The sequence below is a fragment of the Nocardioides salarius genome (assembly GCF_016907435.1).
Lineage (GTDB): Bacteria > Actinomycetota > Actinomycetes > Propionibacteriales > Nocardioidaceae > Nocardioides > Nocardioides salarius.
The window spans coordinates 1,115,916-1,139,637 of sequence record NZ_JAFBBZ010000001.1; the positions used below are offsets into that span (position 1 = coordinate 1,115,916).

General features: G+C 73.7%; 20 protein-coding genes. 9 read left to right on the forward strand and 11 right to left on the reverse strand.

Annotated features, from left to right (window positions below; all coding sequences use genetic code 11):
- Positions 1 to 8: 8 nt before the first annotated feature.
- The 3 genes from JOE61_RS05465 to dapE are packed head-to-tail and all read right to left on the reverse strand — an operon-like array spanning position 9 to position 2,195.
- Positions 9 to 296 (reverse strand): DivIVA domain-containing protein, encoded by a 288-nt coding sequence (locus JOE61_RS05465; RefSeq protein ID WP_227491734.1) that lies wholly within the window; start codon positions 294 to 296, stop codon positions 9 to 11.
- Complete coding sequence (locus JOE61_RS05470; RefSeq protein WP_193669076.1) at positions 293 to 1,042, reverse strand: LOG family protein; 750 nt, start codon at positions 1,040 to 1,042, stop codon at positions 293 to 295. The genes JOE61_RS05465 and JOE61_RS05470 overlap by 4 nt, the downstream gene beginning before the upstream one ends.
- 1 nt (position 1,043) lies before the next feature.
- The gene (dapE, locus tag JOE61_RS05475; RefSeq protein ID WP_193669075.1) at positions 1,044 to 2,195 is read right to left on the reverse strand and encodes a succinyl-diaminopimelate desuccinylase; all 1,152 of its coding nucleotides are present in this window, start codon (positions 2,193 to 2,195) and stop codon (positions 1,044 to 1,046) included.
- A gap of 107 nt (positions 2,196 to 2,302) precedes the next feature.
- Here dapE and JOE61_RS05480 point away from each other — a divergent pair, with 107 nt between their 5' ends.
- On the forward strand, positions 2,303 to 3,166 hold the full coding sequence (locus tag JOE61_RS05480) for an LLM class F420-dependent oxidoreductase (protein ID WP_193669074.1): 864 nt from the start codon (positions 2,303 to 2,305) through the stop codon (positions 3,164 to 3,166).
- A 140-nt stretch (positions 3,167 to 3,306) separates the two neighbouring features.
- Positions 3,307 to 3,792 (forward strand): cupin domain-containing protein, encoded by a 486-nt coding sequence (locus tag JOE61_RS05485; protein WP_193669073.1) that lies wholly within the window; start codon positions 3,307 to 3,309, stop codon positions 3,790 to 3,792.
- A gap of 20 nt (positions 3,793 to 3,812) precedes the next feature.
- Here the strand turns inward: JOE61_RS05485 and ileS are convergent, their stop codons facing one another.
- The 3 genes from ileS to JOE61_RS05500 all read right to left on the reverse strand — a co-directional run bounded on the left by ileS (position 3,813) and on the right by JOE61_RS05500 (position 9,224).
- Positions 3,813 to 7,133, reverse strand: coding sequence for an isoleucine--tRNA ligase (ileS, locus tag JOE61_RS05490; protein ID WP_193669072.1), 3,321 nt, complete (start codon positions 7,131 to 7,133; stop codon positions 3,813 to 3,815).
- Between the two features lie 411 nt (positions 7,134 to 7,544).
- Positions 7,545 to 8,132 carry a P-loop nucleotide/nucleoside kinase family protein gene (locus tag JOE61_RS05495; protein ID WP_193669071.1) on the reverse strand — a complete coding sequence of 196 codons (588 nt, stop codon included), beginning with the start codon at positions 8,130 to 8,132 and terminating at the stop codon, positions 7,545 to 7,547.
- A 117-nt stretch (positions 8,133 to 8,249) separates the two neighbouring features.
- A complete protein-coding gene (locus JOE61_RS05500; RefSeq protein WP_193669070.1) occupies positions 8,250 to 9,224 on the reverse strand; it encodes a hypothetical protein in 975 nt (324 codons plus the stop codon).
- A 178-nt stretch (positions 9,225 to 9,402) separates the two neighbouring features.
- Between JOE61_RS05500 and dapD the strand changes: the two genes are divergently transcribed.
- The 5 genes from dapD to JOE61_RS05525 all read left to right on the forward strand — a co-directional run bounded on the left by dapD (position 9,403) and on the right by JOE61_RS05525 (position 15,484).
- A complete protein-coding gene (gene dapD, locus JOE61_RS05505) occupies positions 9,403 to 10,395 on the forward strand; it encodes a 2,3,4,5-tetrahydropyridine-2,6-dicarboxylate N-succinyltransferase (protein ID WP_193669069.1) in 993 nt (330 codons plus the stop codon).
- A 91-nt stretch (positions 10,396 to 10,486) separates the two neighbouring features.
- Positions 10,487 to 11,455: a VldE C-terminal domain-containing protein gene (locus tag JOE61_RS05510; RefSeq protein WP_193669068.1), complete on the forward strand. Its 969-nt coding sequence runs from the start codon at positions 10,487 to 10,489 to the stop codon at positions 11,453 to 11,455.
- A gap of 85 nt (positions 11,456 to 11,540) precedes the next feature.
- On the forward strand, positions 11,541 to 12,332 hold the full coding sequence (locus JOE61_RS05515; RefSeq protein ID WP_193669067.1) for an ABC transporter ATP-binding protein: 792 nt from the start codon (positions 11,541 to 11,543) through the stop codon (positions 12,330 to 12,332).
- Between the two features lie 3 nt (positions 12,333 to 12,335).
- Positions 12,336 to 14,906, forward strand: coding sequence for an ABC transporter permease (locus JOE61_RS05520; protein ID WP_193669066.1), 2,571 nt, complete (start codon positions 12,336 to 12,338; stop codon positions 14,904 to 14,906).
- An 86-nt stretch (positions 14,907 to 14,992) separates the two neighbouring features.
- Complete coding sequence (locus tag JOE61_RS05525; protein WP_193669065.1) at positions 14,993 to 15,484, forward strand: hemerythrin domain-containing protein; 492 nt, start codon at positions 14,993 to 14,995, stop codon at positions 15,482 to 15,484.
- Between the two features lie 49 nt (positions 15,485 to 15,533).
- Here the strand turns inward: JOE61_RS05525 and JOE61_RS05530 are convergent, their stop codons facing one another.
- Entirely contained in the window at positions 15,534 to 17,564 is a 2,031-nt protein-coding gene (locus JOE61_RS05530) for a hypothetical protein (RefSeq protein ID WP_193669064.1), read from the reverse strand.
- A gap of 71 nt (positions 17,565 to 17,635) precedes the next feature.
- Between JOE61_RS05530 and JOE61_RS05535 the strand changes: the two genes are divergently transcribed.
- Positions 17,636 to 18,022, forward strand: a complete 387-nt coding sequence (locus JOE61_RS05535; protein ID WP_193669063.1) for a cupin domain-containing protein — start codon at positions 17,636 to 17,638, stop codon at positions 18,020 to 18,022.
- A gap of 165 nt (positions 18,023 to 18,187) precedes the next feature.
- On the opposite strand, the gene dapC is transcribed toward JOE61_RS05535, so the two are convergent.
- A complete protein-coding gene (gene dapC / locus JOE61_RS05540) occupies positions 18,188 to 19,333 on the reverse strand; it encodes a succinyldiaminopimelate transaminase (protein WP_227491779.1) in 1,146 nt (381 codons plus the stop codon).
- On the reverse strand, positions 19,330 to 19,656 hold the full coding sequence (gene fdxA / locus JOE61_RS05545; RefSeq protein WP_179615637.1) for a ferredoxin: 327 nt from the start codon (positions 19,654 to 19,656) through the stop codon (positions 19,330 to 19,332). Before fdxA ends, dapC begins: the two co-directional genes overlap by 4 nt.
- Before the next feature lie 96 nt (positions 19,657 to 19,752).
- On the opposite strand from fdxA, the gene JOE61_RS22410 reads away from it, so the two are divergent.
- On the forward strand, positions 19,753 to 20,745 hold the full coding sequence (locus tag JOE61_RS22410; RefSeq protein WP_193669062.1) for a GNAT family N-acetyltransferase: 993 nt from the start codon (positions 19,753 to 19,755) through the stop codon (positions 20,743 to 20,745).
- Positions 20,746 to 20,850: 105 nt separating this feature from the next.
- On the opposite strand, the gene JOE61_RS05555 is transcribed toward JOE61_RS22410, so the two are convergent.
- Together JOE61_RS05555 and JOE61_RS05560 are read right to left on the reverse strand one after the other, a co-directional pair.
- Positions 20,851 to 21,888 (reverse strand): DUF389 domain-containing protein, encoded by a 1,038-nt coding sequence (locus JOE61_RS05555; RefSeq protein ID WP_193669061.1) that lies wholly within the window; start codon positions 21,886 to 21,888, stop codon positions 20,851 to 20,853.
- Between the two features lie 39 nt (positions 21,889 to 21,927).
- Positions 21,928 to 23,700: a VanW family protein gene (locus tag JOE61_RS05560; RefSeq protein ID WP_193669060.1), complete on the reverse strand. Its 1,773-nt coding sequence runs from the start codon at positions 23,698 to 23,700 to the stop codon at positions 21,928 to 21,930.
- Between the last annotated feature and the right edge of the window lie 22 nt (positions 23,701 to 23,722).

Below are 23,722 nucleotides of genomic sequence, written 5' to 3' on the forward strand. Positions count from 1 at the left end.
AGTGTGCCCTACGGCTCGTGGCGTGCGCCACGCTCCCCGGCGGCCCCAGGAGCCCCGTCGTCCTCCAGCTGGGCGGCCAGCCGGTCGAGCAGCGCGTCGACCTCCGACATCCGGTAGCCGCGGAAGGCCAGCGAGAAGCGGACCCGGCGCAGGTCGTCGCCCACGAGGCGCCCGGCCGGCACGCTGACGTCGGGCCGGTCGTCGTGCTCGAGCGCCATCGGGGTGCCGCGACCGCAGGCGACCATGGCGATGGCGCCCAGCACCAGCACCAGCAGGATGGCGAAGAACCACATCATCGCGGCGGTGCCTCCTCGCTGCCGGGGCGCTGCACGGCCGCCACGTGGCGCACCGCCTCCTCGACGTCGTCGGTGAGGTGGATCAGGTCGAGGTCGGCGGCCGAGATCTTGCCGTCGGCCAGCACCGTGTCGCGCATCCAGTCCAGCAGCCCGCTCCAGTAGTCGACGCCGACCAGCACGATCGGGAAGCGGGTGACCTTCTTGGTCTGCACCAGCGTGATCGCCTCGAAGAGCTCGTCGAGGGTGCCGACGCCGCCGGGCAGCACCACGAAGCCCTGCGAGTACTTCACGAACATGGTCTTGCGCACGAAGAAGTAGCGGAAGTTGATGCCGACGTCGACCCACTCGTTGAGCCCGGCCTCGAAGGGCAGCTCGATGCCGAGCCCGACGCTGGTGCCGCCGGCGTCGCAGGCGCCCTTGTTGGCCGCCTCCATCGCCCCGGGGCCGCCGCCGGTGACGACCGCGTAGCCGGCCTCGACCAGCAGCCGGCCCAGCCGCTCGCCCTGCGCGTACGACGGGTGGTCCGACGGCGTGCGCGCGGAGCCGAAGACCGCGATCGCGGGCCCCAGCTCGGCCAGGGCGCCGAAGCCCTCGACGAACTCGGCCTGGATGCGCAGCACCCGCCACGGGTCGGTGTGCACCCACTCGGCGCCACCGGCGGAGTCGAGCAGGCGCTGGTCGGTGGTGGTGGCGTCCTCGGTGCGGGTGAAGACCGGGCCCTTGAAGCGTCCGCGCAGCCGCGACACCTCAGGCCCCCGCCTGCTCGGCGCCGCCCGAGGCACCCGTGGCGCCGGTCAGCCAGGCGTGCAGGGCCCGCTCGCAGTGCTCGATCTCGGCGACCGGCACGTGCTCGTCGGCCTTGTGCGCGAAGAGGGGGTCGCCCGGGCCGTAGTTGACCGCGGGCACGCCCAGCGCGGTGAAGCGGGCCACGTCGGTCCAGCCGAACTTGGGGGCGACCCCGCCGCCGACCGCCGCGACGAACTCCTGGGCCGCGGGCCGGTCGAGCCCGGGCATCGCGGCAGCGCCGAGGTCGGTGAGCCTGACGTCGTAGCCCTCGAAGAAGTCGTGCACGAAGGCCTGCGCCTCGTCGGTGGAGCGGTCGGGGGCGAAGCGGTAGTTGACCTCGACGACGCACTCGTCGGGCACCACGTTGCCGGCGACGCCGCCGCGGATCGCGACCGCGTTGAGGCCCTCGTGGTACTCCAGCCCGTCGATGACCGGGCGCCGTGCCTCGTAGGCGTTGAGACGGGCCAGGACGTCGGCGGCGCCGTGGATGGCGTTGACGCCCTTCCAGGAGCGCGCCGAGTGGGCCCGCTCGCCGGTGGTGCGCACGTCGACGCGCAGGGTGCCCTGGCAGCCGGCCTCGACGCCGGCGTTGGAGGGCTCCATCAGGATCGCGAAGTCGGCCTCGAGCAGGTCGGGGCGCTGCTCGGCGACCATCTTGAGCCCGTTGTGCTCCTCCTCGATCTCCTCGGCCTCGTAGAGCACGAAGGTCACGTCGCGCACCGGCTCGGGCACGGTGGCCGCCAGGCGCAGGATCACCGCGTCGCCGCCCTTCATGTCGCAGGTGCCCAGCCCGTGCAGGATCCCCGTCTCCTCGTCGAGGCGGCTGGGGAAGTTGCCGTTGACCGGCACCGTGTCGAGGTGCCCCGCGAGCACCACCCGCTCGGCGCGGCCCAGGTCGGTGCGCGCCACCACGGTGTTGCCCAGGCGCGTCACGCTCAGGTGGCCCAGCGCCTCCAGCGCCGTCTGCACCGCGTCGGCGATGCGCTGCTCGTCGCGGCTGACCGACTCGATGTCGCACAGCTGGCGGGTCAGCGTCACCACGTCGGCGCCGAGGTCGAGGGCGACCGGGCCGCTCGTCGTACCGGCGGCCGGGCTGGTCTGGGGGCTGGTCATGGCGCCCATCCAACCAGCCGCTCCCCCGCCCCGGGCGGGGTGCGCGCCGCCGACCCCGACAGTTCATCCCCCTGTCCCAGAACTGGAACACGTTCTAGTATGGGCCCATGCGCAACGGCCTCGTCCTGTTCACCTCCGACCGCGGCATCACCCCGGCCGCCCTGGCGAGCGCCGCGGAGGAGCGTGGCTTCGACACCTTCTACGTGCCCGAGCACACCCACATCCCCGTACGCCGCGACGCGGCGCACCCGGGCACCGGCGACGAGACGCTGCCCGACGACCGCTACACCCGCACCCTCGACCCGTGGATCTCCCTGGCCACGGCGGCCGCGGTGACCAGCCGCATCCGGCTCTCGACCGCGGTGGCGCTGCCGGTGGAGTCCGACCCGATCACGCTGGCCAAGCAGGTCGCCACCCTCGACCACCTCTCCGGCGGCCGGGTCGAGATCGGCGCGGGCTTCGGCTGGAACACCGACGAGCTGGCCGACCACGGCGTCCCCGCCGGCCGGCGCCGCACCGTGCTCAGGGAGTACGTCGAGGCGATGCGCGCGCTGTGGACGCAGGAGGAGGCGGCCTACGACGGCGAGTTCGTCTCCTTCGGCCCCAGCTGGGCCTGGCCGAAGCCGGCGCGCCACGTGCCCCTGGTGATCGGCGCGGGAGCGGGGCCCAGGACGTTCGACTGGATCGCCCGGCACGCCGACGGCTGGATGACCACCCCGCAGCAGCGCGACATCACCGACCAGATCGGCGCGCTGCAGCGGGCCTGGGCCGCCGCCGGCCGTGAGGGGCGGCCCGACGTACGGGTCCTGGTCGCCTTCAGGCCCGACCCCGACGACCTGGCCGCCTGGGCCGAGGCCGGCGCGACCGAGCTGATCTGGGGGGTGCCCGACAAGGAGCCCGACGAGGTGCTGGCGAGCCTCGACCGGCTCGCCGCGCGCCTGGGCCTCGCGCCCGAGCCGCTGCTGGGCTGAGCGCGCGAGGCCGGCCGGGACCCCTCACGAGCGCCAGAACCCCTCATTTGAGGGAGTGCGTAGCGGCAGGCGGTGGGCCTAGCGTGGACGCACGGCGCAGGAGTCGTCCACGTCTCCCACCGTGAGCGGAGGAGCACCCGATGACCCTGCAGACCCCGATGATCCTCGGCCCCGGCGAGGGCGAGCACTGGCACTTCCTCAACACCCTGCAGACCCTGCAGGTCGACGGCAAGCGCAGCGACGGCGCGATGACCGCCCTGCTCTTCGAGGGGCCGCGGGGCTTCGGCCCGCCGCTGCACAGCCACGACGTCGAGGACGAGCTCTTCCACGTGCTGGCCGGCGAGATCCGCTTCATGACGGGCGACATCAGCGAGGTCGTCGGCGAGGGCGGCACCGTCTTCCTGCCCAAGCAGCAGGCGCACCAGTTCCAGGTGCTGTCGGCGACCGCGAAGGTCCTCCAGGTCACCACCCCGGCCCAGTTCGACGACTTCGTGCGCACCCTGGGCACGCCGGCAGAGGCCGCCGAGCTGCCCGAGCCGACCGAGGTCGACGGCGCCCGGGTCGCCGAGGTCTGCGCCCAGTTCCAGATCCAGGTGCTGGGCCCGCCCCCGCCGCCGCTCGACTGAGCGGCGGCAGCCGCGGGCGTTCAGGCCTTCGCGACCGCGACGACCGCCTTCTCGCCGTCCCCGACGGTCACCGGGGTGCCCGGGTGGTCGACGTTCGAGGTGACCTCGTAGGCCGTCGCCAGCGTCTCGCCGGTGATCAGCTCGCGGTGCGTCGACGCGGCGGACTGCACGGCCTCCGAGCCGGCGATCGTCAGCACGATCCGGTCGGAGACCTCGAAGCCGGCGTCGCGGCGGGCCTGCTGGACCGCGCGCACCAGGTCGCGGGCCAGGCCCTCGGCGGCCCGCTCGTCGGTGACCACGGTGTCGAGCACCACGAACCCGCCGCCGGGCAGCATCCCGATCGCGTCGGTCGACTCGGCCGAGCCGGCGACGGTCTCGAGGGTGTACTCGCCCTCGACGAGCGCCAGCCCGCCTGCGGTCACGGTGCCGTCCTCGGCCACCGACCAGTCCCCCGACTTCGAGCCCTTGATGGCGTGCTGGACGTCCTTGCCCAGCCGGGGTCCGGCGGCGCGCGCGTTGACCGTCAGCCGCTGCGAGACACCGTACGACGCCGCCTCGGGCGCGTCGGCGCCCAGCAGCCGCACCGAGCGCACGTTGACCTCGTCGGCGACGATCGGCTCGAAGCCCTCGAGCGCCGCGGGGTCGGCCACGACCACGGTCAGCTGCGACAGCGGCAGCCGGTTGCGCAGCGAGCGGGCCTTGCGCAGCGCCGAGGTGGCCGAGCAGACCTCGCGCACCTGGTCCATCGCCGCGACCAGCCGGTCGTCGGCGGGCAGCTCGCCGGCGCCCGGCCAGTCGGCCAGGTGCACCGAGCGCCCGCCGGTCAGGCCGCGCCAGATCTCCTCGGTGGCCAGCGGCATCAGCGGTGCGGTGACCCGGCAGACCGTCTCGAGCACCGTGCAGAGGGTGTCGAAGGGGGCGGTGTCGTCGGCGTCCCAGAACCGCTCGCGCGAGCGGCGGATGTACCAGTTGGTCAGCACGTCGAGGAACGAGCGGGTCGCGTCGCACGCCTCGGCGACGGCGTACGAGTCGAGCGAGGTGGTCATCTGCTCGACGTACTGCCCGCACTTGGCCAGCAGGTAGCGGTCGAGCCGGTCGGTCGAGGCGGTGGAGAGCTGCGCGTCGACGGAGCCCGCGTTGGCGTAGAGCTGGAAGAAGTACCAGCTGTTCCACAGCGGCATCAGCACCTGGCGCACCGAGTCGCGGATGCCCTGCTCGGTGACCACGAGGTTGCCGCCGCGCAGGATCGGGCTCGACATCAGGAACCAGCGCATCGCGTCGGCCCCGTCGCGGTCGAAGACCTCGCGGACGTCGGGGTAGTTGCGCAGGCTCTTGCTCATCTTGTTGCCGTCGGAGCCGAGCACGATGCCGTGGCTGATGCAGTTCTCGAAGGCCGGCTTGTCGAAGAGCGCGGTCGCCAGGATGTGCAGCGTGTAGAACCAGCCGCGGGTCTGGCCGATGTACTCGACGATGAAGTCGGCCGGGAAGTGGCCGGGGTGGCCGTCGGTGCCGTTGAACCACTCGGCGTTCTCGAACGGGTAGTGCACCTGGGCGTAGGACATCGACCCGGAGTCGAACCACACGTCGAGCACGTCGGGCACCCGGCGCATCATCGACTTCCCGGTCGGGTCGTCGGGGTTCGGGCGCACGAGCTCGTCGACGAAGGGCCGGTGCAGGTCGGGCTCGCCGGCGTGGTTGCGCGGCAGGTCGCCGAAGTCGCGCTCGATGTCGGCGAAGGAGCCGTAGACGTCGAGGCGCGGGTAGGCCGGGTCGTCGCTCTTCCACACCGGCACCGGGGAGCCCCAGAAGCGGTTGCGGGTGATCGACCAGTCGCGGGCGTTCTCCAGCCAGCGGCCGAACTGGCCGTCCTGGATGTGGTCGGGCACCCAGTTGATCTGCTGGTTGAGCTCGAGCATCCGCTGCTTGATCGCGGTGACCTCGACGAACCACGACGAGACGCCCTTGTAGATCAGCGGCTCGCGGCAGCGCCAGCAGTGCGGGTAGGAGTGGTCGTAGGTCTCGCGGCGCAGCAGGATCGTGCCGGGCGTGACCGCCCCGTTGGTTGAGCTTGCCGAAACCCCGTACGCCTTCGTTGCGGCCTTCAGGTCGTCGATGATCTGCAGGTTCGCGTCGAAGACCTGGAGCCCGGCGTAGTCGTCGACCGGGTGCGTGAAGCGTCCGTCCTTGCCGACCGGCATCACCGCCTCGATGCCCTCGCGGTCGGTGACCTCCTTGTCGACCTCACCGAAGGCGCCGGCGGTGTGCACCAGCCCGGTGCCGTCGGTGGTGGTGACGGCGTCGTCGGCGGCGACCACGCGGAAGGCGTTCGCGTGGCCCACGAAGTAGGAGAAGGGCGGGGTGTAGGTGCGCCCGACCAGGTCGGCGCCGCGGTAGCGGCCCAGCACCTCGATGTCGTCGGTCGAGCCCGTCGAGGTCAGCTCCTTGGCATACGACGCCAGCCGGGCCTCGGCGAGCAGGTAGCGCGCCGTGGTGTCGGTGCCCGGCACGCCGGCCTCCACGACGACGTACTCGATCTCGGAGCCGACCATCACCGCGAGGTTGGAGGTCAGGGTCCACGGGGTCGTGGTCCAGATCAGCAGGTGGGCGCCGTCGAGGACCTCGTCGTCGCCGGTCGCGTCGAGCGCGTAGCCGACGGTGACCGCGGGGTCCTGGCGGTTCTGGTAGACGTCGTCGTCCATGCGCAGCTCGTGGTTCGACAGCGGCGTCTCGTCGTTCCAGCAGTAGGGCAGCACCCGGAAGCCCTCGTAGACCAGGCCCTTCTCGTGCAGCTGCGAGAACGCCCACATGACCGACTCCATGTAGTCGGGGTTCATGGTGCGGTAGTCGTTGTCGAAGTCGACCCAGCGCGCCTGGCGAGTCACGTAGTCGCGCCACTCGCCGGTGTAGGTCATCACCGACTCGCGACAGGCGTCGTTGAACTTGTCGATGCCCATCTCGACGATCTCGTCGGTGGTCTTGATGCCGTTGAGGCGCATCGCCTCGAGCTCGGCGGGCAGGCCGTGGGTGTCCCAGCCGAAGCGGCGCTCGACGCGACGCCCGCGCATCGTCTGGTAGCGCGGGATCAGGTCCTTGACGTAGCCGGTGAGCAGGTGGCCGTAGTGCGGCAGCCCGTTGGCGAACGGCGGGCCGTCGTAGAAGACGAACTCGTTCTCGCCGTGCTCCCCCGCGTCGCGCTGGTCGATGCTCGCCTGGAAGGTGCCGTCGGCGGCCCAGTAGGCCAGCACCCGCTCCTCGATCTCGGGGAAGCGCGGGCTCGACGGGACGGCGCTCGCGGCGCTGTCGGGACCGTCGGGGTGAGTGGAGACCTTCGGGTAGGTCACGGCTGCTCCTGGGGTACGTCGGTCGTCGGGGCCTGCTGCCACGAGGACGACTCCCCTGCCGGGGTCCGCGGTACCACCTCGCTTGCCTCCGCGATCGCGCTGCGGAGGCCGCTCGTTGCGGGCTGTGACGGGCCTACCCGTCCGGTTCTACTGAGCCCCGCTTCGCCCGTTGGTCGAGCTCGTCGAGACCGTTCTTCCGGAGGCTCGCCGCTGATGACGGCTCAGACGCCTGTGCCGACGATCGTACGCCGCCGCCCCGGCCGCCCCGCAATCCGATCGCGACCCGGCCCGAACTTCCCGCCGACCCGGCCCGAACTTCCCCCCGACCCGGCCCGAACTTCCCGCCCACCCGGCCCGAACTTCCCGCCGACCCGGCCCGAACTTCTCCTTGAGTCGGCCCGAACCGACCGTTCAGTGCGGCTCGAGCCAGGCCAGCACCCGCTGCGCTGCCTCGTCGGGGGTGAGCGCGGCGTTGTCGAGGCGCAGGTGCTCGACGTCGGCCAGCAGCTCGTCGGCCAGGGTCGGCTCGAGCGGGTCGGTGTTCATCCGGAGCCGCTGCTCCATGTCGCGCAGGTTCGAGTCCGACCACACCAGGTCGGCCTTCGAGGGTTTCGCCGCGATCCGGTCGGCGCCGCCGTTGCGGCCCAGCCTCGTCTCGAGGTCGGCGTACAGCTCGACCCAGCGCACGGGGAGCCCGGCCTCGCGGTAGGGCGCGACCATCTGGCCCACCAGGTCGGCCTCCACGGGGTCGTCGACGCCCCACACGAGAGTGAAGACCAGCCTCAGCCCGTGCTCGACCGCCTCCTCGAGCACCCGCCGGCGGAACTCCAGCGTGAGCCGCTCGAACGACGTCGTCCCGTGCCCGAACACCTCCAGCAGCGGCTCGACCGTGTGGTGGTTGTGGAAGAGCCGGAAGTCGCTGCGCGCGCAGATGGCGCGACCCACCGTCATCTTGCCCACCGCGGGCGGGCCGGTGATCAGCAGCAGCTCTCCGGTCATGGCCGGACCGTACGTCGCCCCGGCACGCTGCGCGAGCAGGTTCGCGCCGGGTCGGCGGGAGATCCAGGCCGGGTCAGCGCGAAGTATGGGCCGGGTCGGCGGGAGATCCAGGCCGGGTCAGCTCGGGGTGAGGACGTCGTCGGGCACCACGGTGAGGCCGTGGGCGTGGGCGGCGTCGAGCAGGCGGCGGCGTACGTCGGCGTGGACGGCCGCCGGCAGCTCCTCGAGCACGATGCGGCGCACCGCCCCGTGGCGGAAGGCGGGAGTGCCGTCGGGGGTGTGCACCAGCAGGCCCGACTCGACGGCCCGCGCGAGGGGGGCGGGGCCCACGGCGTCCTCGACCACGCCGGCGGGCACCGGGGCGCCGGCGACGGCGCTGACCCCGACGGCCAGCAGGGCCAGCGGGTCGAGCGCCGCTAGGCGACGGTGCACCGAGGCGGTGAGGGCATGAGCCAGCCCGGGGGCGTGGTCGGTGGGGTCGGGGGCCGCGCCCGCGGCGGCGAACTCGGCACGCAGCTCGGGGTCGTCGAGGATCGCCCGCAGCACCGCGGGGTTGCCGGCGCTGGCACGGTGGTAGGCCGAGACCAGCCCCGAGGCGTTCGTGAGCTTCTCGCCCAGCGCGTCGCCGACCACGTCGGCCACACCGGCGCGCTCGAGGGAGCCCAGCTCGACGAGCGTGCACTCGTTGGCGCCGGAGACCTCGGGCACGGCGGAGTGCGCCCCGGCCAGCAGCGGCGCCCGGGAGCGGTGGCAGCGGCGCACCACCTCGGCGCGCTGCGCGGGGTCGCACAGGTCGGCGTCGTCGAGCACCACCAGGACCTTGTCGCGACCGGCGAGCATCGGCTCGAGGTCGTCGACCAGCTCGAGGGTCGAGCCGGCCCAGGGCCGCGGGCGCAACCGGCCCACGCGCACGCCCTCGGTGGCCGCGCGGCGCGCGACCTCGTCGAGGATCGTGCTGACGCCGGCACCAGGGCGGCCGCGCACGACGGCGGGGCGCACCTCGCGCACCACGACCTCGAGGATCGCCAGCTCGCGGTTGCGGCCGCGCACCAGCAGCGGTGCGGAGGTGCGAGCGCGGGTGGTGGAGGACATCGGGCGATCCCTCCGGTCGACGTACGGCGCAGGGCGCCGACCCGCTCCCCCCGAGCAGGTAGACCCAGCGTAGGCCCTGCGCAGATCGCTGCCAATGGCCTGCGACACATGAGTGCACGGTCGTCCACCAGCGGGGAGGGTGCCGCGAGGTCGCACGGACTTTCCTAGGCTGGGCCCCGTGACCGCCAACGACGCCGCCCCCACGACCACCACCCCCGCCCGCACCACGGGTCCTGCCTGGGGCCACGGCCTGGCCACCGTCACGGCCGACGGCACCGTGCTCGACACCTGGTTCCCCGAGCCGCGGCTGGGCGCCCGCCCCGACGAGGAGGAGCACGCCCCCAAGGCGCTGCTCGACCTCGAGGGCAGCGACCACGCGCGCGGGGTACGCCGCGAGGTGCGCCTGGTCGAGATCGCCGACCTGCAGCAGCCCCCGGCCGACACCGCCGACGTCTGGCTGCGCCTGCACCTGCTCTCCCACCGCCTGGTGCGCCCCCACGGCGTCTCGATGGACGGCGTCTTCGGCAAGCTGACCAACGTCGTGTGGACCTCCGCCGGCCCGTGCGCGGTGGAGGACTTCGAGCTGGCCCGGGCCCGGATGAAGGCCGGCGGCACCCACGTCGCGGTCTACGGCATCGACAAGTTCCCGCGGATGACCGACTACGTCGCCCCGACCGGGGTGCGCATCGCCGACGCCGACCGGGTGCGCCTGGGCGCCCACCTGGCCGAGGGCACCACCGTCATGCACGAGGGCTTCGTGAACTTCAACGCCGGCACCCTGGGCTCCTCGATGGTCGAGGGCCGGATCTCGGCCGGCGTCGTCGTCGGCGAAGGCAGCGACATCGGCGGCGGCGCCTCGATCATGGGCACCCTGTCGGGCGGCGGCACCGCGGTCATCTCGATCGGCGAGCGCTGCCTGCTGGGCGCCAACGCCGGCATCGGCATCTCGCTGGGCGACGACTGCGTCGTCGAGGCCGGCTGCTACGTCACCGCCGGCACCAAGGTCACCATGGCCGACCCCGAGGGCGGCGAGGCCCGGGTGGTCAAGGCCGCCGACCTCTCCGGCGCCGACAACGTGCTCTTCCGCCGCAACTCGGTCTCCGGCGCCGTCGAGGCCGTGGCGTGGAAGGGCGAGGGCATCGCCCTCAACGCCGACCTGCACGCCAACTGAGCCAGCAGCACACCCAGCCGCCGAGCCGGCCGCTGACCCAGCCGCCCACCCGGCTCAGCGTCCTCTTGGGGTCGTCGCGGACGATGTCCCCATGAGGAAGCTCGTCCCCGCCGTCGCGATCACCCTGGCCCTGGCCGGGGTGGTCGCGCTCGGCGTGTGGGTCGTGCTCGACCGGGCCGGCGTGGTCTTCACCAGCCGCACCTGCACCGCCAGCGTCGACGGGCTCGACGTCGAGCTGACCGCACAGCAGGCCGAGAACGCGGGGCTGATCGCCGCGATCGGCGTACGCCGCGGCCTGCCGGCGCGCGCGGTCTCGATCGCGCTGGCCACCGCCTACCAGGAGTCGAAGATCCTCAACCTCGACTCCGGCGACCGCGACTCGCTGGGCATCTTCCAGCAGCGCCCCTCGCAGGGCTGGGGCACCGAGCAACAGCTGCAGGACCCCGTCTACGCCACCAACGCCTTCTACGACGCCCTGGTCGAGGTCGCCGGCTACCGCGAGATGGAGGTGACCGAGGCCGCCCAGGCCGTGCAGCGCTCCGGCTTCCCCGACGCCTACGCCGACCACGAGGCCGACGCGCGGGTGCTCGCCTCGGCGCTGACCGGCAACTCACGCGCCGCCCTGAGCTGCGAGGTGCCGGGCAGCGCCGACGAGGTCAACCCCGAGCTGCGCGAGGTCGGGCTGACCTTCCGCGCCGACCAGCTGCGCAAGGACGTCACCTCGGTCTTCGGCGAGGTGTCGCTGGGCGGCTACGCCCCCGGCGGGGTCAGCTCGGGCCACCAGGAGGGCTCGGCGCACTACGAGGGCCGCGCGGTCGACATCTTCGTGCGCCCGGTCTCGGAGCCCAACAAGGTGCGCGGCTGGGCGATCGCGCACTACCTGGTCACCCAGGCCGAGCGGCTCTCGGTGGCCACCGTGATCTTCGACGGCCGGATCTGGACGGCCCGCCGCTCGGGCCAGGGCTGGCGCGACTACGACGTCGACACCTCCGACGTCTCCGAGGCGACCGCCGCGATCCTCGAGCACCGCGACCACGTGCACGTCGACGTCTTCGCCTGACCCCTGGTCGAGCCCCCGGCACTCGGGGACCCCATCCGGGGTATTCCCGATGCGCGAGCAGGCCCGGCGCTGCCAGACTCCGAGCATGCCCGAGACCAGCGCTCCCGAGCCCCGTACCTCGCCCCGCACCGAGCCCGCCGCCAGCGCCCGCGCGCTGACCAAGGTGTACGGCGCCGACCAGGCGCAGGTGCGCGCCCTCGACGGGGTCGACGTCGACCTGCAGCGCGGTGAGTTCACCGCGATCATGGGCCCCTCGGGCTCGGGCAAGTCGACCCTGATGCACTGCCTGGCGGCGCTCGACACCCCCACCGGCGGCGAAGTGGTCGTCGACGGCACCTCGCTGGGCGGGCTCAAGGACAAGGACCTCACCACGCTGCGGCGCGAGAAGGTCGGCTTCGTCTTCCAGGCCTTCAACCTGATCCCGACCCTGACCGCCCGCGAGAACATCCTGCTGCCGCTCGACCTGGCCGGGCGCAAGCCCGACCAGGAGTGGTTCGACGAGGTCGTCGACGCGGTGGGGCTGCGCCCCCGGCTGGGCCACCGGCCCAGCGAGATGTCGGGCGGCCAGCAGCAGCGGGTGGCCTGCGCCCGCGCGCTGGTCAGCCGGCCCGCGATCGTCTTCGCCGACGAGCCGACCGGCAACCTCGACTCCACCAGCTCCGCGGAGGTGCTGGGCTTCCTGCGCCGCAGCGTCGACGAGCTCGCGCAGACGGTCGTGATGGTCACCCACGACCCGGTGGCGGCGTCGTACACCGACCGGATCCTGTTCCTGGCCGACGGCCGCATCGTCGACGAGCTGCGCGAGCCCGACCGCGAGTCGGTGCTGGAGCGGATGGGTCGCCTGCAGAGCGCCGCCGTGCCGCCCCAGGCGGGCTGAGCCGTGTTCCGACTGACCTGGCGCAGCCTGCTGGCGCGCAAGGCGCGGCTGGCGATGAGCACCCTGGCGATCGTGCTGGGCATCGGCTTCCTGGGCGGCGTGCTGACCTTCAGCAGCGGCCTGTCCACGACGTTCAACGGCATCATCGAGGGCTCGACGTCCGACGGGCTGGTGCGCCCCGCGGGCACGGCGTCGTTCGAGGCGGTGGGGGCCGGCTCGACGGCCACCGTCTCCCCCGACGAGGTCGCGGCCCTCGAGGCGCTGCCCGAGGTGGCGCGCGCCGACGGCAGCGTCGACGGCCTGGGCCTCTACGTCCTCGACCCCGACGACAAGCTCGTCGGCACCGGCGGCGCGCCGACCCTGGCCTTCAACTACGCCGCGAGCCCCAACATGGCCGGCGAGCCGATCCTGGTGCTCGACGGCGGGCGCTGGCCCGAGGCCGACGGCGAGATCGCGCTCGACACCGCGGCCGCCGAGAACGCCGGCTACGAGCTGGGCGACCTGGTCACCGTCATCCCGCCGGGAATCATCGGCTCGGGACCCATCACCCGCGAGCTCGAGCTGGTCGGCCTGGCCGGCTTCAACGGCGGCGCCGGCACCGCCGGCAGCACCCTGGTGATCTTCTCCACCGACGGCGCCCAGGAGATGTTCCTGGGCGGCGAGGACGTCTTCACCTCGGTGACGCTGACCGCCGCCGCGGGCGTCACCCAGGCCGAGCTGGTCGAGGCCGCGGACGCGGTGCTGCCCGCGGGCTACGAGGCGGTCACCGGTGACGAGGTGGCGCAGGAGTCGCAGTCGTCGGTCGGGGAGTTCCTCGGCTTCATCGACATCTTCCTGGGCACCTTCGCGGTGATCGCGGTCATCGTCGGCGGCTTCATCATCGCCAACACCTTCTCCATCCTGGTCGCCCAGCGGGTGCGCGAGCTGGCGCTGCTGCGCGCCCTGGGCGCCAGCCGGGTGCAGGTACGCCGCTCGGTGCTGCTCGAGGCGGGGCTCACCGCCCTGGTCGGCTCGACGCTCGGCCTGGTGCTCGGCCTGGGCCTGGCCCGCGGCCTGGCAGCGCTCTTCGGCAGCTTCGGCCTGGAGATCAACGGCGCGGTGCTGACCCTGACGCCGGGCACGATCGCGGCGGCGTACGCCGTCGGGCTGGGCGTGACGCTGCTGTCGGCCTACCTGCCGGCGCGGCGCGCCTCGCGGGTGGCCCCCGTCGCGGCGATGCGCGAGGAGTCCGCCACCCCCGAGCAGGGCCTGGCCCGGCGCACCGCCGTCGGGGTGGTGCTGCTGGTGCTCGGCGCGGGCGCGGCTGCCGCCGGCGTGGTCGGCGCCCCCGGCAACGACGCGCTGTGGATCGGCGCCGGCGCGGTGGTGTGGGTGCTGACCGCGGCCGCGATCAGCCCGGTGCTGGGCCGCCCGGTGCTGCTCGGCGCGCGGCGGGTCTTCAGCGGCCTCTTCGGCACAACCGGCCGCCTGGCCGGCGACAACGCGCTGCGCAACCCGAGGCGAACCGGCGCGACCGCCTCGGCGCTGATGATCGGGCTGACCCTGGTCTCGGCGGTCGGGGTGCTGGCCGCGTCGATGGCCGCCTCGACCGACAAGCTCGTCGACGACCAGTTCGAGGCCGACTTCCTGGTGCAGTCACCGGTCTTCGGCAGCTTCCCGGTCGTGATCGGCGACCAGATGGCCCAGGTCGACGGGGTGGCGGTGCTGGCGCGCCAGCAGGGCGTGCTGGCCACGCTCGGCGACGACGAGGAGCCGACGTACATCGTGGCCGCCGACGACGCCTTCGGCGACGTCTACGACCTCACGCTCGCCGAGGGTGCGGCGCAGCCGGGCGCCGGCCAGGCGGTGGTCAGCGCCGACACCGCCGCCGAGCGCGACCTCGAGGTCGGCTCGACGCTCGAGCTCGGCTTCCCGGGCGCCGGCCCGGTCGAGGTGGAGGTCGCGGGCATCATCGACGACACCCCCGTCGCGGGGCCGGTCAACGTCGGCTTCGACGTGCTCGAGGAGGCCGGCGTGCGCCGCGTCGACACCAGCCTGAGCGTCAACACCGAGCCCGGCTCGTCGCCGGCGCAGGTGCAGGCGGTCCAGGACGAGCTCGACGCCATCGTCGCCGACCTGCCGATCGTGGCGGTGCAGGACAAGGAGGAGTTCGCCGACTCCATCACCGCGCAGATCAACCAGCTGCTCTACATCGTCTACGGGCTGCTCGCGCTGTCGGTGGTGATCGCGGTGATCGGCATCGTCAACACCCTGAGCCTCAGCGTGCTCGAGCGCACCCGTGAGATCGGGCTGCTGCGCGCCGTGGGTCTCTCCCGCCCCCGGCTGCGGCGGATGGTGACCCTGGAGTCGGTGACCATCTCGCTGATGGGCGCGGTGCTGGGGCTGGGGCTGGGCGTGGTGATCGGGGTGCTGCTGCAGCGCTCGCTGCGCGAGGACCTCTCCGAGCTGGCCCTGCCCTGGGCCAGCCTGGTGGCCTTCCTGGCGGTCTCGGTGCTCTTCGGCGTCGTCGCCTCGATCCTGCCGGCGATCCGCGCCTCGCGGATGAACGTGCTGGAGGCGATCGCGACGGAGTAGGGAGGGCCGGGCGCGCGGGCCCTTCGACCCTGTCTCCCCGGTCGCGGCCCGCCCTAGCGTGGGCCTCCCGACCAGGAGGTGCCTCCATGACCGACCACCCCACGTCCGCCCCCGGCCTGGCGCTCGTCCTCGACGCCGGGTGCCGGTCGATCGAGCAGACCATCGACGACTACCTGTCCGCCCGAGGCGGTCCGGCGGCTGCGGCACAGCGGTTGCAGGAGGCGGTCACGGCGTTGCGCCGGCACATCTTCGCGCAGGAGGAGCTGCTCCTCCCGCTGCTGCGCGGGACGACGCTCGACGGGCCGGCCCATGCCATGTCGGTCGACCACCTCCAGCTGTGGGACACCCTCGACCGGGTGGAGGCGGGCCTCGCCGCGCCGACCGACCCCGAGGTCCGCCGCACCGCGGCACGCATCCTGCAGGCCGAGCTCGACCGGCACACCACCAAGGAGCGCCCGATCATCTTCGACCACGTCGAGGACGTGCTCAGCCCCGAGCAGCAGCGGGAGGTCGCGGAGCGGATCGAGACCGTCGAGATGCCGCCCGGCTGGGTCTGCCCCGACCCCTCGGGCGACTGAGGCGCGTCCGGGCGTCCTGCCCACCAGCACGGACCTCGGGGCTCACCGCCTACGGGAGCCGCGCCAGCCGCCACGTCACCGGGCTCAGCGGGTCGGGCTCGTAGCAGCAGTAGGTGCCGGTGCGCAGGCGCCGCGAGAGGTGGGCGCCGAGGTCGGGGTGCTCGGCGCCCAGGCGGGCCAGGGCGTAGCGCAGCGAGCGCGTCACGCTGGTGCGCGCCCGCTCGGCCGAGCCGCCGGTACGCCGGTCGCGCCCGCCCAGGCCGACCGCCCGGGCCAGCTCGTCGACCAGGTAGTCGCGGTCGCGCCGGGCCACCTCCTCGCGGGCCAGGTCGTTGGCCAGCACCGCCTCGTCGAGGTCCTCCTCGACCTCGGCGAGCCGGCGCCGGTAGGCCGCCTTGGCCACCTCGTCGAGCACCAGCAGGCCGCTGCTGTCGACACGCGTGACGCCCTCCGCCCCCTGCGGCGCGGCCTCGGCCGCGACCAGGTCGAGCACGTGCACCTCCCGCCCGGGGCAGGCCAGCAGCCGCGCCAGGTAGCGCAGTCCCTTCAGGTCGGGCAGCACCCGTTCCACCTCGCCCACGGCGACGCGCCAGCTGGTGCCCACCGGCTCGAGGACCGCCACCGCGGGCGCCGCCGGCCGCGGGCCGTCCTCGGCCCCGGCCAGTCGTCGTACGTCGAGGGCCGCACCGAACGCCTCGTACGCCGCCAGCGCGGCGTCCCGCTCGAGCCCGGCCGCCTCGGGGCGACCGGCCGCGTCGAGCGCCGCGGCCAGCACCTCGCGCGCCCCGGCGGTCTCGTAGGGCGCCTCGGCGTCGGCCCAGGCGGCCACCGCGGCCGCGGCCGGGTCGACGGCGGGGCGACCGGCGGCCAGCTCGGCGCGGGCCCGAGCCAGCACCGCGGCGGCCGCCAGGTCCGGTCCGGCCCACCGGGCGGCGATCTCCTCGAGCCGGTCGGCGGCCTCGGCCACGAGCGCCGCCCGTCCCAGCGCCGCGGCGATCTCGGCCTGCGCCTCCAGCAGCGGGGCCACGCGCAGCTCGACGAAGGGCGGCCGCTCCTTCGACGGCATCGGCAACGGGTGCGCGACGGCCTCCTGCACCAGGGCCAGGGCCTCCGCGCCACGCCCCTGCGCGAGGCGCAGCAGGGCGAGGGCGGGCTGCGGGCACCAGGCGTGCTCGTGGGCCTCGAGCAGCGCCTCCTCGGCGCCAGCCAGGTCGCCGCGGCGCAACCGGATGGTCCCGAGCTCGACCAGCGGCCAGCCGAACTCGCGCCGCATCCACGGCCGCAGCTCCTCGCAGGCCGCCACCGCCTCGGCCTCGGCGAGGTCGCCGGGGCCCGACCGGCGCAGCATCTCGGCGCGGTGCACCCGGCAGCGGCCGTTGATGCCGCCGACCGCGCGGCCCGCACGCCACCGGTCCATCACCTCGGTCCACTCCTGGGCCCGGTCGTGGCGGCCGACCCCCTGGGCGGCGCAGACCAGCTCGCACAGCATCATCCCGGCGGTGAGCGGGTCCACCCGCTCGGAGGTGAGCTCGAGGGCGACCTCGTCGAGCAGCTCGAGCCCCTCCTCGACCGCTCCGTCGATGATGCGCAGGCGGGCCAGGGTGGTGCGGCCCACGACGACCGCCGAGGCCACGTCGCGCTCCTGACCCAGGGCGACGGCTCGCCGGGCCAGCTCCTCGGCACCGGTCATGTCACCGCTGAAGAACCGCTCGTAGCCGGCCACCATCGCCACCACCGCCCACACCGGCGACTGCGGCGTGGGCGCCAGCAGCGCCTCGGCGCGCCGGCACCAGCAGCGCACGGTGGCCATCAGTCCCGAGTCGATGAGCAGGTGCAGCGCCGTCATCGCCGCCGCCCGGCCCGCGCGCTCGGTCTCGCCGCGCTGGTCGTGCAGCGTGTGCAGGCGCTCCCACGCGCCGATGCAGCGCTCGAGGTCGCCGGCGCCGTAGTAGGCCCCGGCCGCCACCTCGAGGGCGTCGGGCTGCGCAGGCCCGTCCTCGTCGACCAGGCCCGCGACCCCGGTCAGGGCGTCGACCCAGGCGCCGGCGTCGAGGGCGGCGCGAGCCTGGTCGAGGGTCACTGTCCCACTGTGACACCGATTGTCACGCCGTAGGGGGGACAGCACTCCCCATCCAACGACAGGTGATCCCCATGCGCGTCAACCAGCACGACCTGCCCGTCAAGATCGACGTCCCCGGCGCCGTCGCCCGCCAGCTGCCCGACATCGGCCTGGCCGAGGGCCCGTTGGCCGCCGAGTGGTTCTCCCTGGCGGCCGGCACCGACATCGCCCCGCTGCTCGCGGGGCTGCCCGGCGACGCCTGCCAGGCCACCCACGTCGGCTACGTCATCTCCGGGGCGCTCGTGGTCAGCTACACCGGCGGCGACCAGGAGCGCTGCGCCGGCGGCGACCTCTTCCACTGGCCCGCCGGGCACAGCGTGCGGGTCGAGGAGGACGCCGAGGTCATCCTCTTCAGCCCCTCCCACGCCCACACCGTCGTGCTCGACCACATGCTGGGGGTGATGGGGGCGGCGGTCTGAGGGCCGCCGCGTGGGAGCTTCATCGGCCGGCCGATGGACCTGGCGGGTGGCCGATGAAGCTTCATCGGCCCGGCGGGAGTTTCATCGGGCGCCCGACAAAACTCTCGTCACCCCCATGAAGGTTCAGTCAGGCAGCGCGAGTTCCATCGGGTACCCGATGGAACTTCAGGCCGCCAGCCGCGCCACGGCCGCCGCGACCCGCTCGTCGGTGGCGGTGAAGGCGACCCGCACGTGGCGGGCGCCGGCGCGGCCGTAGAAGGCGCCGGGGGCGGCGAGGATGCCGCGCTCGGCGAGCCAGGCCACGGTCTCCCAGCAGTCCTGCTCGACGCCGTCGACCACGCGGGTCGACCACAGGTAGAGCGACGACTCGGAGTGGTCGACGCGGAAGCCCGCGCCCTCCAGCGCCGCCCGCAACGACGTACGCCGCGCGGCGTAGCGGGCGTGCTGCTCGTCGGCATGGGCGTCGTCGTCGAGCGCGGCGACCATCGCGTGCTGCATCGGCCCGGGCATGATCAGCCCGAGGTTCTTGCGCACCGCGAGCAGCTCGCCCACCAGCGCCGGGTCGCCGGCCACGAAGGAGCAGCGGTAGCCCGCGAGGTTGGAGCGCTTCGAGAGCGAGTGCACCGCGAGGATGCCCTCGAGCGAGCCGCCGTTGATGTCGGGGTGCAGCACCGAGACGGGCCGCTCACCCTCCCAGGAGCACTCGATGTAGCACTCGTCGGAGACCAGCACGGTGCCGCGCTCGCGGCACCAGTCGACGACCTTGCGCAGGTGCGCCGGCGGCAGCACCCGCCCGGTCGGGTTCGAGGGCGAGTTCAGCCACAGCAGCGCCGGCACCTCGGGCCCGAAGGAGGTCAGCGAGTCGGTGGCGACACCGGTCGCGCCGCACAGCGCCGCCCCGACCTCGTACGTCGGGTAGGCCAGCTCGGGGTAGGCGACCACGTCGCCGGCCCCCACGCCCAGGTGCAGCGGCAAGGTCGCGACCAGCTCCTTGGAGCCGATCGAGGGGATCACGGCGTCGAGCCCGAGCCCGGGCACGCCGCTGACCCCGTGGCGCCGCTCGAGCCAGTCGAGGCAGGCCCGGCGGGTGCGCTCGAGGCCGATGGTGACCGGGTAGCCCGGCGAGTCGGTGGCCGCGGCCAGCGCCGCCCGGGCGACGTCGGGCGTCGGGTCGACGGGGGTGCCGACGGAAAGGTCGACCAGGCCGTCGGGGTGGGCGCGCGCGGTGGCGGCGTACGCCGTCAGCTTGTCCCAGGGGAAGTCGGGCAGGCGGGCCGAGACCGGCCCGCCCGCCCGGCGACGCTGGTTCAGGAGTCCTGGTTCTGCGGCGGGAGGGCGGCGACCATCGGGTGGTCCTTGTCGATCTCGCCCATCTTGGCGGCACCGCCCGGCGAGCCGAGGTCGTCGAAGAAGTGCACGTTGGCGTCGTAGTAGCCCTTCCACTCCTCCGGGGTGTCGTCCTCGTAGAAGATCGCCTCGACCGGGCAGACCGGCTCGCAGGCGCCGCAGTCGACGCACTCGTCGGGGTGGATGTAGAGCATCCGCTTGCCCTCGTAGATGCAGTCGACGGGGCACTCGTCGACGCAGGCGCGGTCCTTGAGGTCGACGCACGGCTGGGAGATGACGTAGGTCACCGGTTCCTCCTCGGAGGCGGGGTCAGCGGGTTTCAGCGATGGATCTGCATGGTGGCGGCGTCCGGTGGACACCGACCCTCAGCCTAGTATCCCGTCGTGCCTGAGTCGTCGGAAGCCCACCCTTCGGGAGCGGCGTCACCGCCCCCCGGGGCCCCGCACCTGGGCCCGCACGTGGTGGGCACCCGGGTGGTGGTGCGCAGCGTCGTACGCCGCGACGGGGCGCCCGGGGTCGTCGAGACCGGCCCCAGCGGCGGCCCCGCGATGACCGACGTGCTCGGCACCTGCCTGGCGTGGGGCGAGGGCGTCTGCGTGGTGCAGCCCGCCGACGGCGAGCCGGTGACGATCGCGATCGGCGACATCGTGGCCGGCAAGCCGGTGCCGCCGCGGGCCTCGGTGCGCCAGCGGGTCTCGGCGCGCGAGGCCGAGGCGCACTCCTTCGTGCTCTTCCCCGACGTGGAGCGCCGCGACGTCGGCGAGTGGGTGCTGCGCAGCGACCCGGCCCCGATCGGGCGCCTCCACAAGCGCGCCAACTCGGCGCTCGCGATGGGCGACCCGGGCTGCGGCCTCGACGAGGCCGAGCGGGCGGTGCTCGACTTCTACGCCGAGCGGGGCCGCGAGCCGATGGTGGCGGTCGAGGCCGAGAGCGACGTCGAGGCGGCCTTCCGCGAGCGCGGCTGGGTGGGCCACCCGAGCGGCGAGGTGGAGTTCCGCCTGGGCTCGCTGGTGGCCGTACGCCGCCGCCGGCGCGGCCGAGGGCGGGGCCTGGGCGTGGTGGCCCTCGAGGGCGACCGCGACGAGCGGGTGCACGTGGTGGTGCCCGGGCCGGCCGAGGCGCTGGCCGAGGGCCGCGGCGCGGTGCACGACGACTGGCTGGGCCTCAACGGCCTGCGCACCCACCTCGCGCACCGCCGCCAGGGACTGGCCGGCGAGGTCCTCGACGCGCTGCTCGAGTGGGGCGCCGAGCGCGGCGCGATGACGGTGTGGCTGCACGTCGAGACCGACAACCCCGCCGCCCGCGCCCTCTACGACGACCTGGGGCTGGCGGTGCACCACGTGGGGCGCTACCTGGTGCCGGGCGCCCCTGCATGAGTCCCCGGCCGGCCGGGGACTCCTGCGCATGTCAGGGGTTGCAACACCCCACAAGCGCAGGAGACCCCTGACAAGTCCGGGCCCCAGGGCCGCCGGAAGCCCCCCTCACTCCCCGTCCCGTACGCCGACACCTTCCGACCGGCTGTGCCCCGGGCCGGTCGACGCGGCGCTGCCGTCGTCGTTGCCGTAGGACAGGGCGCGGAAGACCCGTTCGGCGCCGGCCGTGACGGGGATCCACCAGGCCCGCTGGAAGGCGAGGACCAGGGTGCCGGCGACCAGCATCCCGGCGAGGTTGATGCCGAGCTGGGCCAGCGAGCCGAGGATCTCGCCGACCTCGAGGAAGGCCATGCCCAGGGCCAGGTTGCCGGCGGCGGGCACGGTGGTGACGCTGATGAAGACGCCGACCATGGTGGAGGTCTTCTGGATCGACAGCGCCAGCACGCCCACCGAGCCGGCGATCAGGGCCACCACCAGCGACCACTGGTCGGGGCGCCAGATGAAGCCGGTGTTGGGGCGCGGCCCGGTCACGTCGGCCACGTCGATCATCCCGGTGAGCCGGCCCAGCACGCACAGCAGGCCGACGACCGCGATGGCCAGCACGAAGGAGAGCACCAGCAGCTGCAGGCTGCGGCGTACGAGCTGCCAGCGGCCCAGCACGATGCCGGCGCTGGCCGAGGCGACCACCGCGAAATCGGGGCCCACGACCATCGCGCCGACCACCAGCACGGCGGAGTCGGTGAGCACCGCGACCGCGCCGAGCGCGACGGCCAGCACCAGGAACAGGTGGTAGGAGACGGTGGGGTCGGCGCCGCTCTCGGCGTCGGCGGCGACCTGCTCCCAGATCACCGCGTCGTCGGGGTGGCCGGCGGCCACGGCCTCGAGCTCCTCGGCGCGGTCGAAGGGCGCCCCGCTGGGCTCGACGACCAGGATCGAGCCGCGCTCCTTGAGCCCGCAGCGCTCCAGCTTGTCGATCAGCGCGCCGGCCTTCTCGCGGGCCACGTCGCACTCGAGCAGGTCGCCGGGCGGGTCGAGCACCGCGTCGCGCTGCAGGGTGACGTTGGTGATCCACTCCTTCGCGCAGAGCGTCTCGCGCACGGAGTCGGTCAGGTCGGCGGGCGCGGTGAGCCGCAGGTGGACGATCACCTGCTCACGATAGGGCCAGGTCGGCCCGTCGGGCGGCGCTCAGCCCCCGGAGCCCCCGCCGCCGGCCGGCTTGCACTCCACGCCGTCGGAGGGCGTGTAGACGGTGTTGAACTTCTCGGTGCGCTCCAGCTCCGACTCCCCCGCGCGGCGGAAGTAGCGCCACACGTTGATCGAGAAGCCCGCGGAGCCCTCGTAGGCGTAGCAGTCCTCGCCCGAGAGGGTCCGGGTGGTCGGCTGGGTGTAGTCGTAGCGCTCCCCGGTCTTGGAGGAGATGTCCCAGTAGTCGGTGGAGTAGAAGGTCGCGGTGACCACGCCGGTGCCGGTGGCGTCGCCGGGGGTGACGTTGGTGTCGATGAGGATGCCGTAGGGCGTGTCGTTCTTGAAGCGCAGGTCGATCGCGCCCCACGCCACGGTCGCCTCGCGCCCGACCGGGTAGCGGTCGATGTAGAACGAGTGCGGCTTGTGCTCGACGTCCTCGAGGCCGGCGAAGAAGGCGGCGTTGAACAGGGTGGTGGCCATCTGCGAGACGCCTCCGCCGAGGTCCTCCTTGAGGATGCCGTTGGAGATGATGAAGCCCTCGGTGAAGCCGTTCTCGCGGGTCCGCTCCCCCACCGTGTCGTTCATCGAGAAGGTCTCGCCGGGCGCCAGCACGGTGCCGTCGATGATCTCGGCGGCGCGCCCGATGTTGACGTTGCGGTACTCCGCGTTGGGGTAGTAGGTGGTGAAGGTCGAGACCTGCTCGCGGATCTGCAGCTCGCGGGCGTCCTTGGTGGTGAAGTCGGGCTTCTCGACGCGCGCCTCGACCTCGATGCTGCGCCTGCCCTCGCGGCGTACGACGACCTGGAGCAGCGCGTCGCTGACGTCGCCGGCGTCGTAGGCCAGGCCGGGCTTGCCCGGCACCACCGTGGGCTTGCCGTCGACGAGCGCCACGGTGGCGTCGACGGGGGCGCCGTCGCCGGCGGTCGCGGAGTCGACGAGCCCGGCGAGCTTCTTGGTCTTCACGGCCGGCTCGAGGGCGCCGTCGACGGCCTTGAGCCGCACCACGGGTGCGTACTGCTGCGGGTCGAGGGTCACGCTCGCGTCGCCGAAGTCGAGCGAGACCGGCGCCGACATGGCGGGGTTGGCGAACTCCTCGACGGCCCGGTCGACGTCGGCGGCGTCGATGTCGGGCTCGACCTCGGTGACCTCGAGCTCGGTGGTCGCACCCTCCTCGCCGCCGGCCTGGTCGACGTACGCCGCCACGAGGGCCGCGCGCGAGGCCTCGAGGTCGAGCTCGCGACCGGTCTGGGGCTTGGTCGTCTTGACGCCGTTGGTCGTGAGCTTGACCTGGCCGTCGACGGCGGGCTCGGCGACGTCGTCGGCGAGCCCGGCCAGGGCGTCGTCGAGGGCCGCCTCGTCGACGTCGACGACGGGGTCGAGGTCCTGGCCGCCGGTGAAGAAGTCCCAGAGCCGGTCGGGGGCCCAGGAGCGGCGCCCGCCGGCCTCGGCGACCGAGGCGGCGGTGTCGACCGACAGCCCGGCCTCGGCCGGGTCGATCTCGCGGGTGCCGGCGCCGGGCACCTTGATGCTCAGCGGCTCACCGAGGCGCTCGTCGAGCCCCGCGACCAGGGTGCGCTCGGCGCGGGCGGGGCTGCGCCCGCCGACGTCGACGCCGGCGATGGTGGTGCCGCGCGGCACCTTGTCGCCGGCCACGGCACCGGCCACGGCGTAGCCGCCGGCGGCCAGCGTCACGAGCACGCCGAGCACCAGCACCACGGCCTTGGCGCCGCTGGACTCGCGGTCGTCGGAGGGTCGCTTGGGGTCTCGGCTCACGCGAGCCACTCTAAAAGCCACC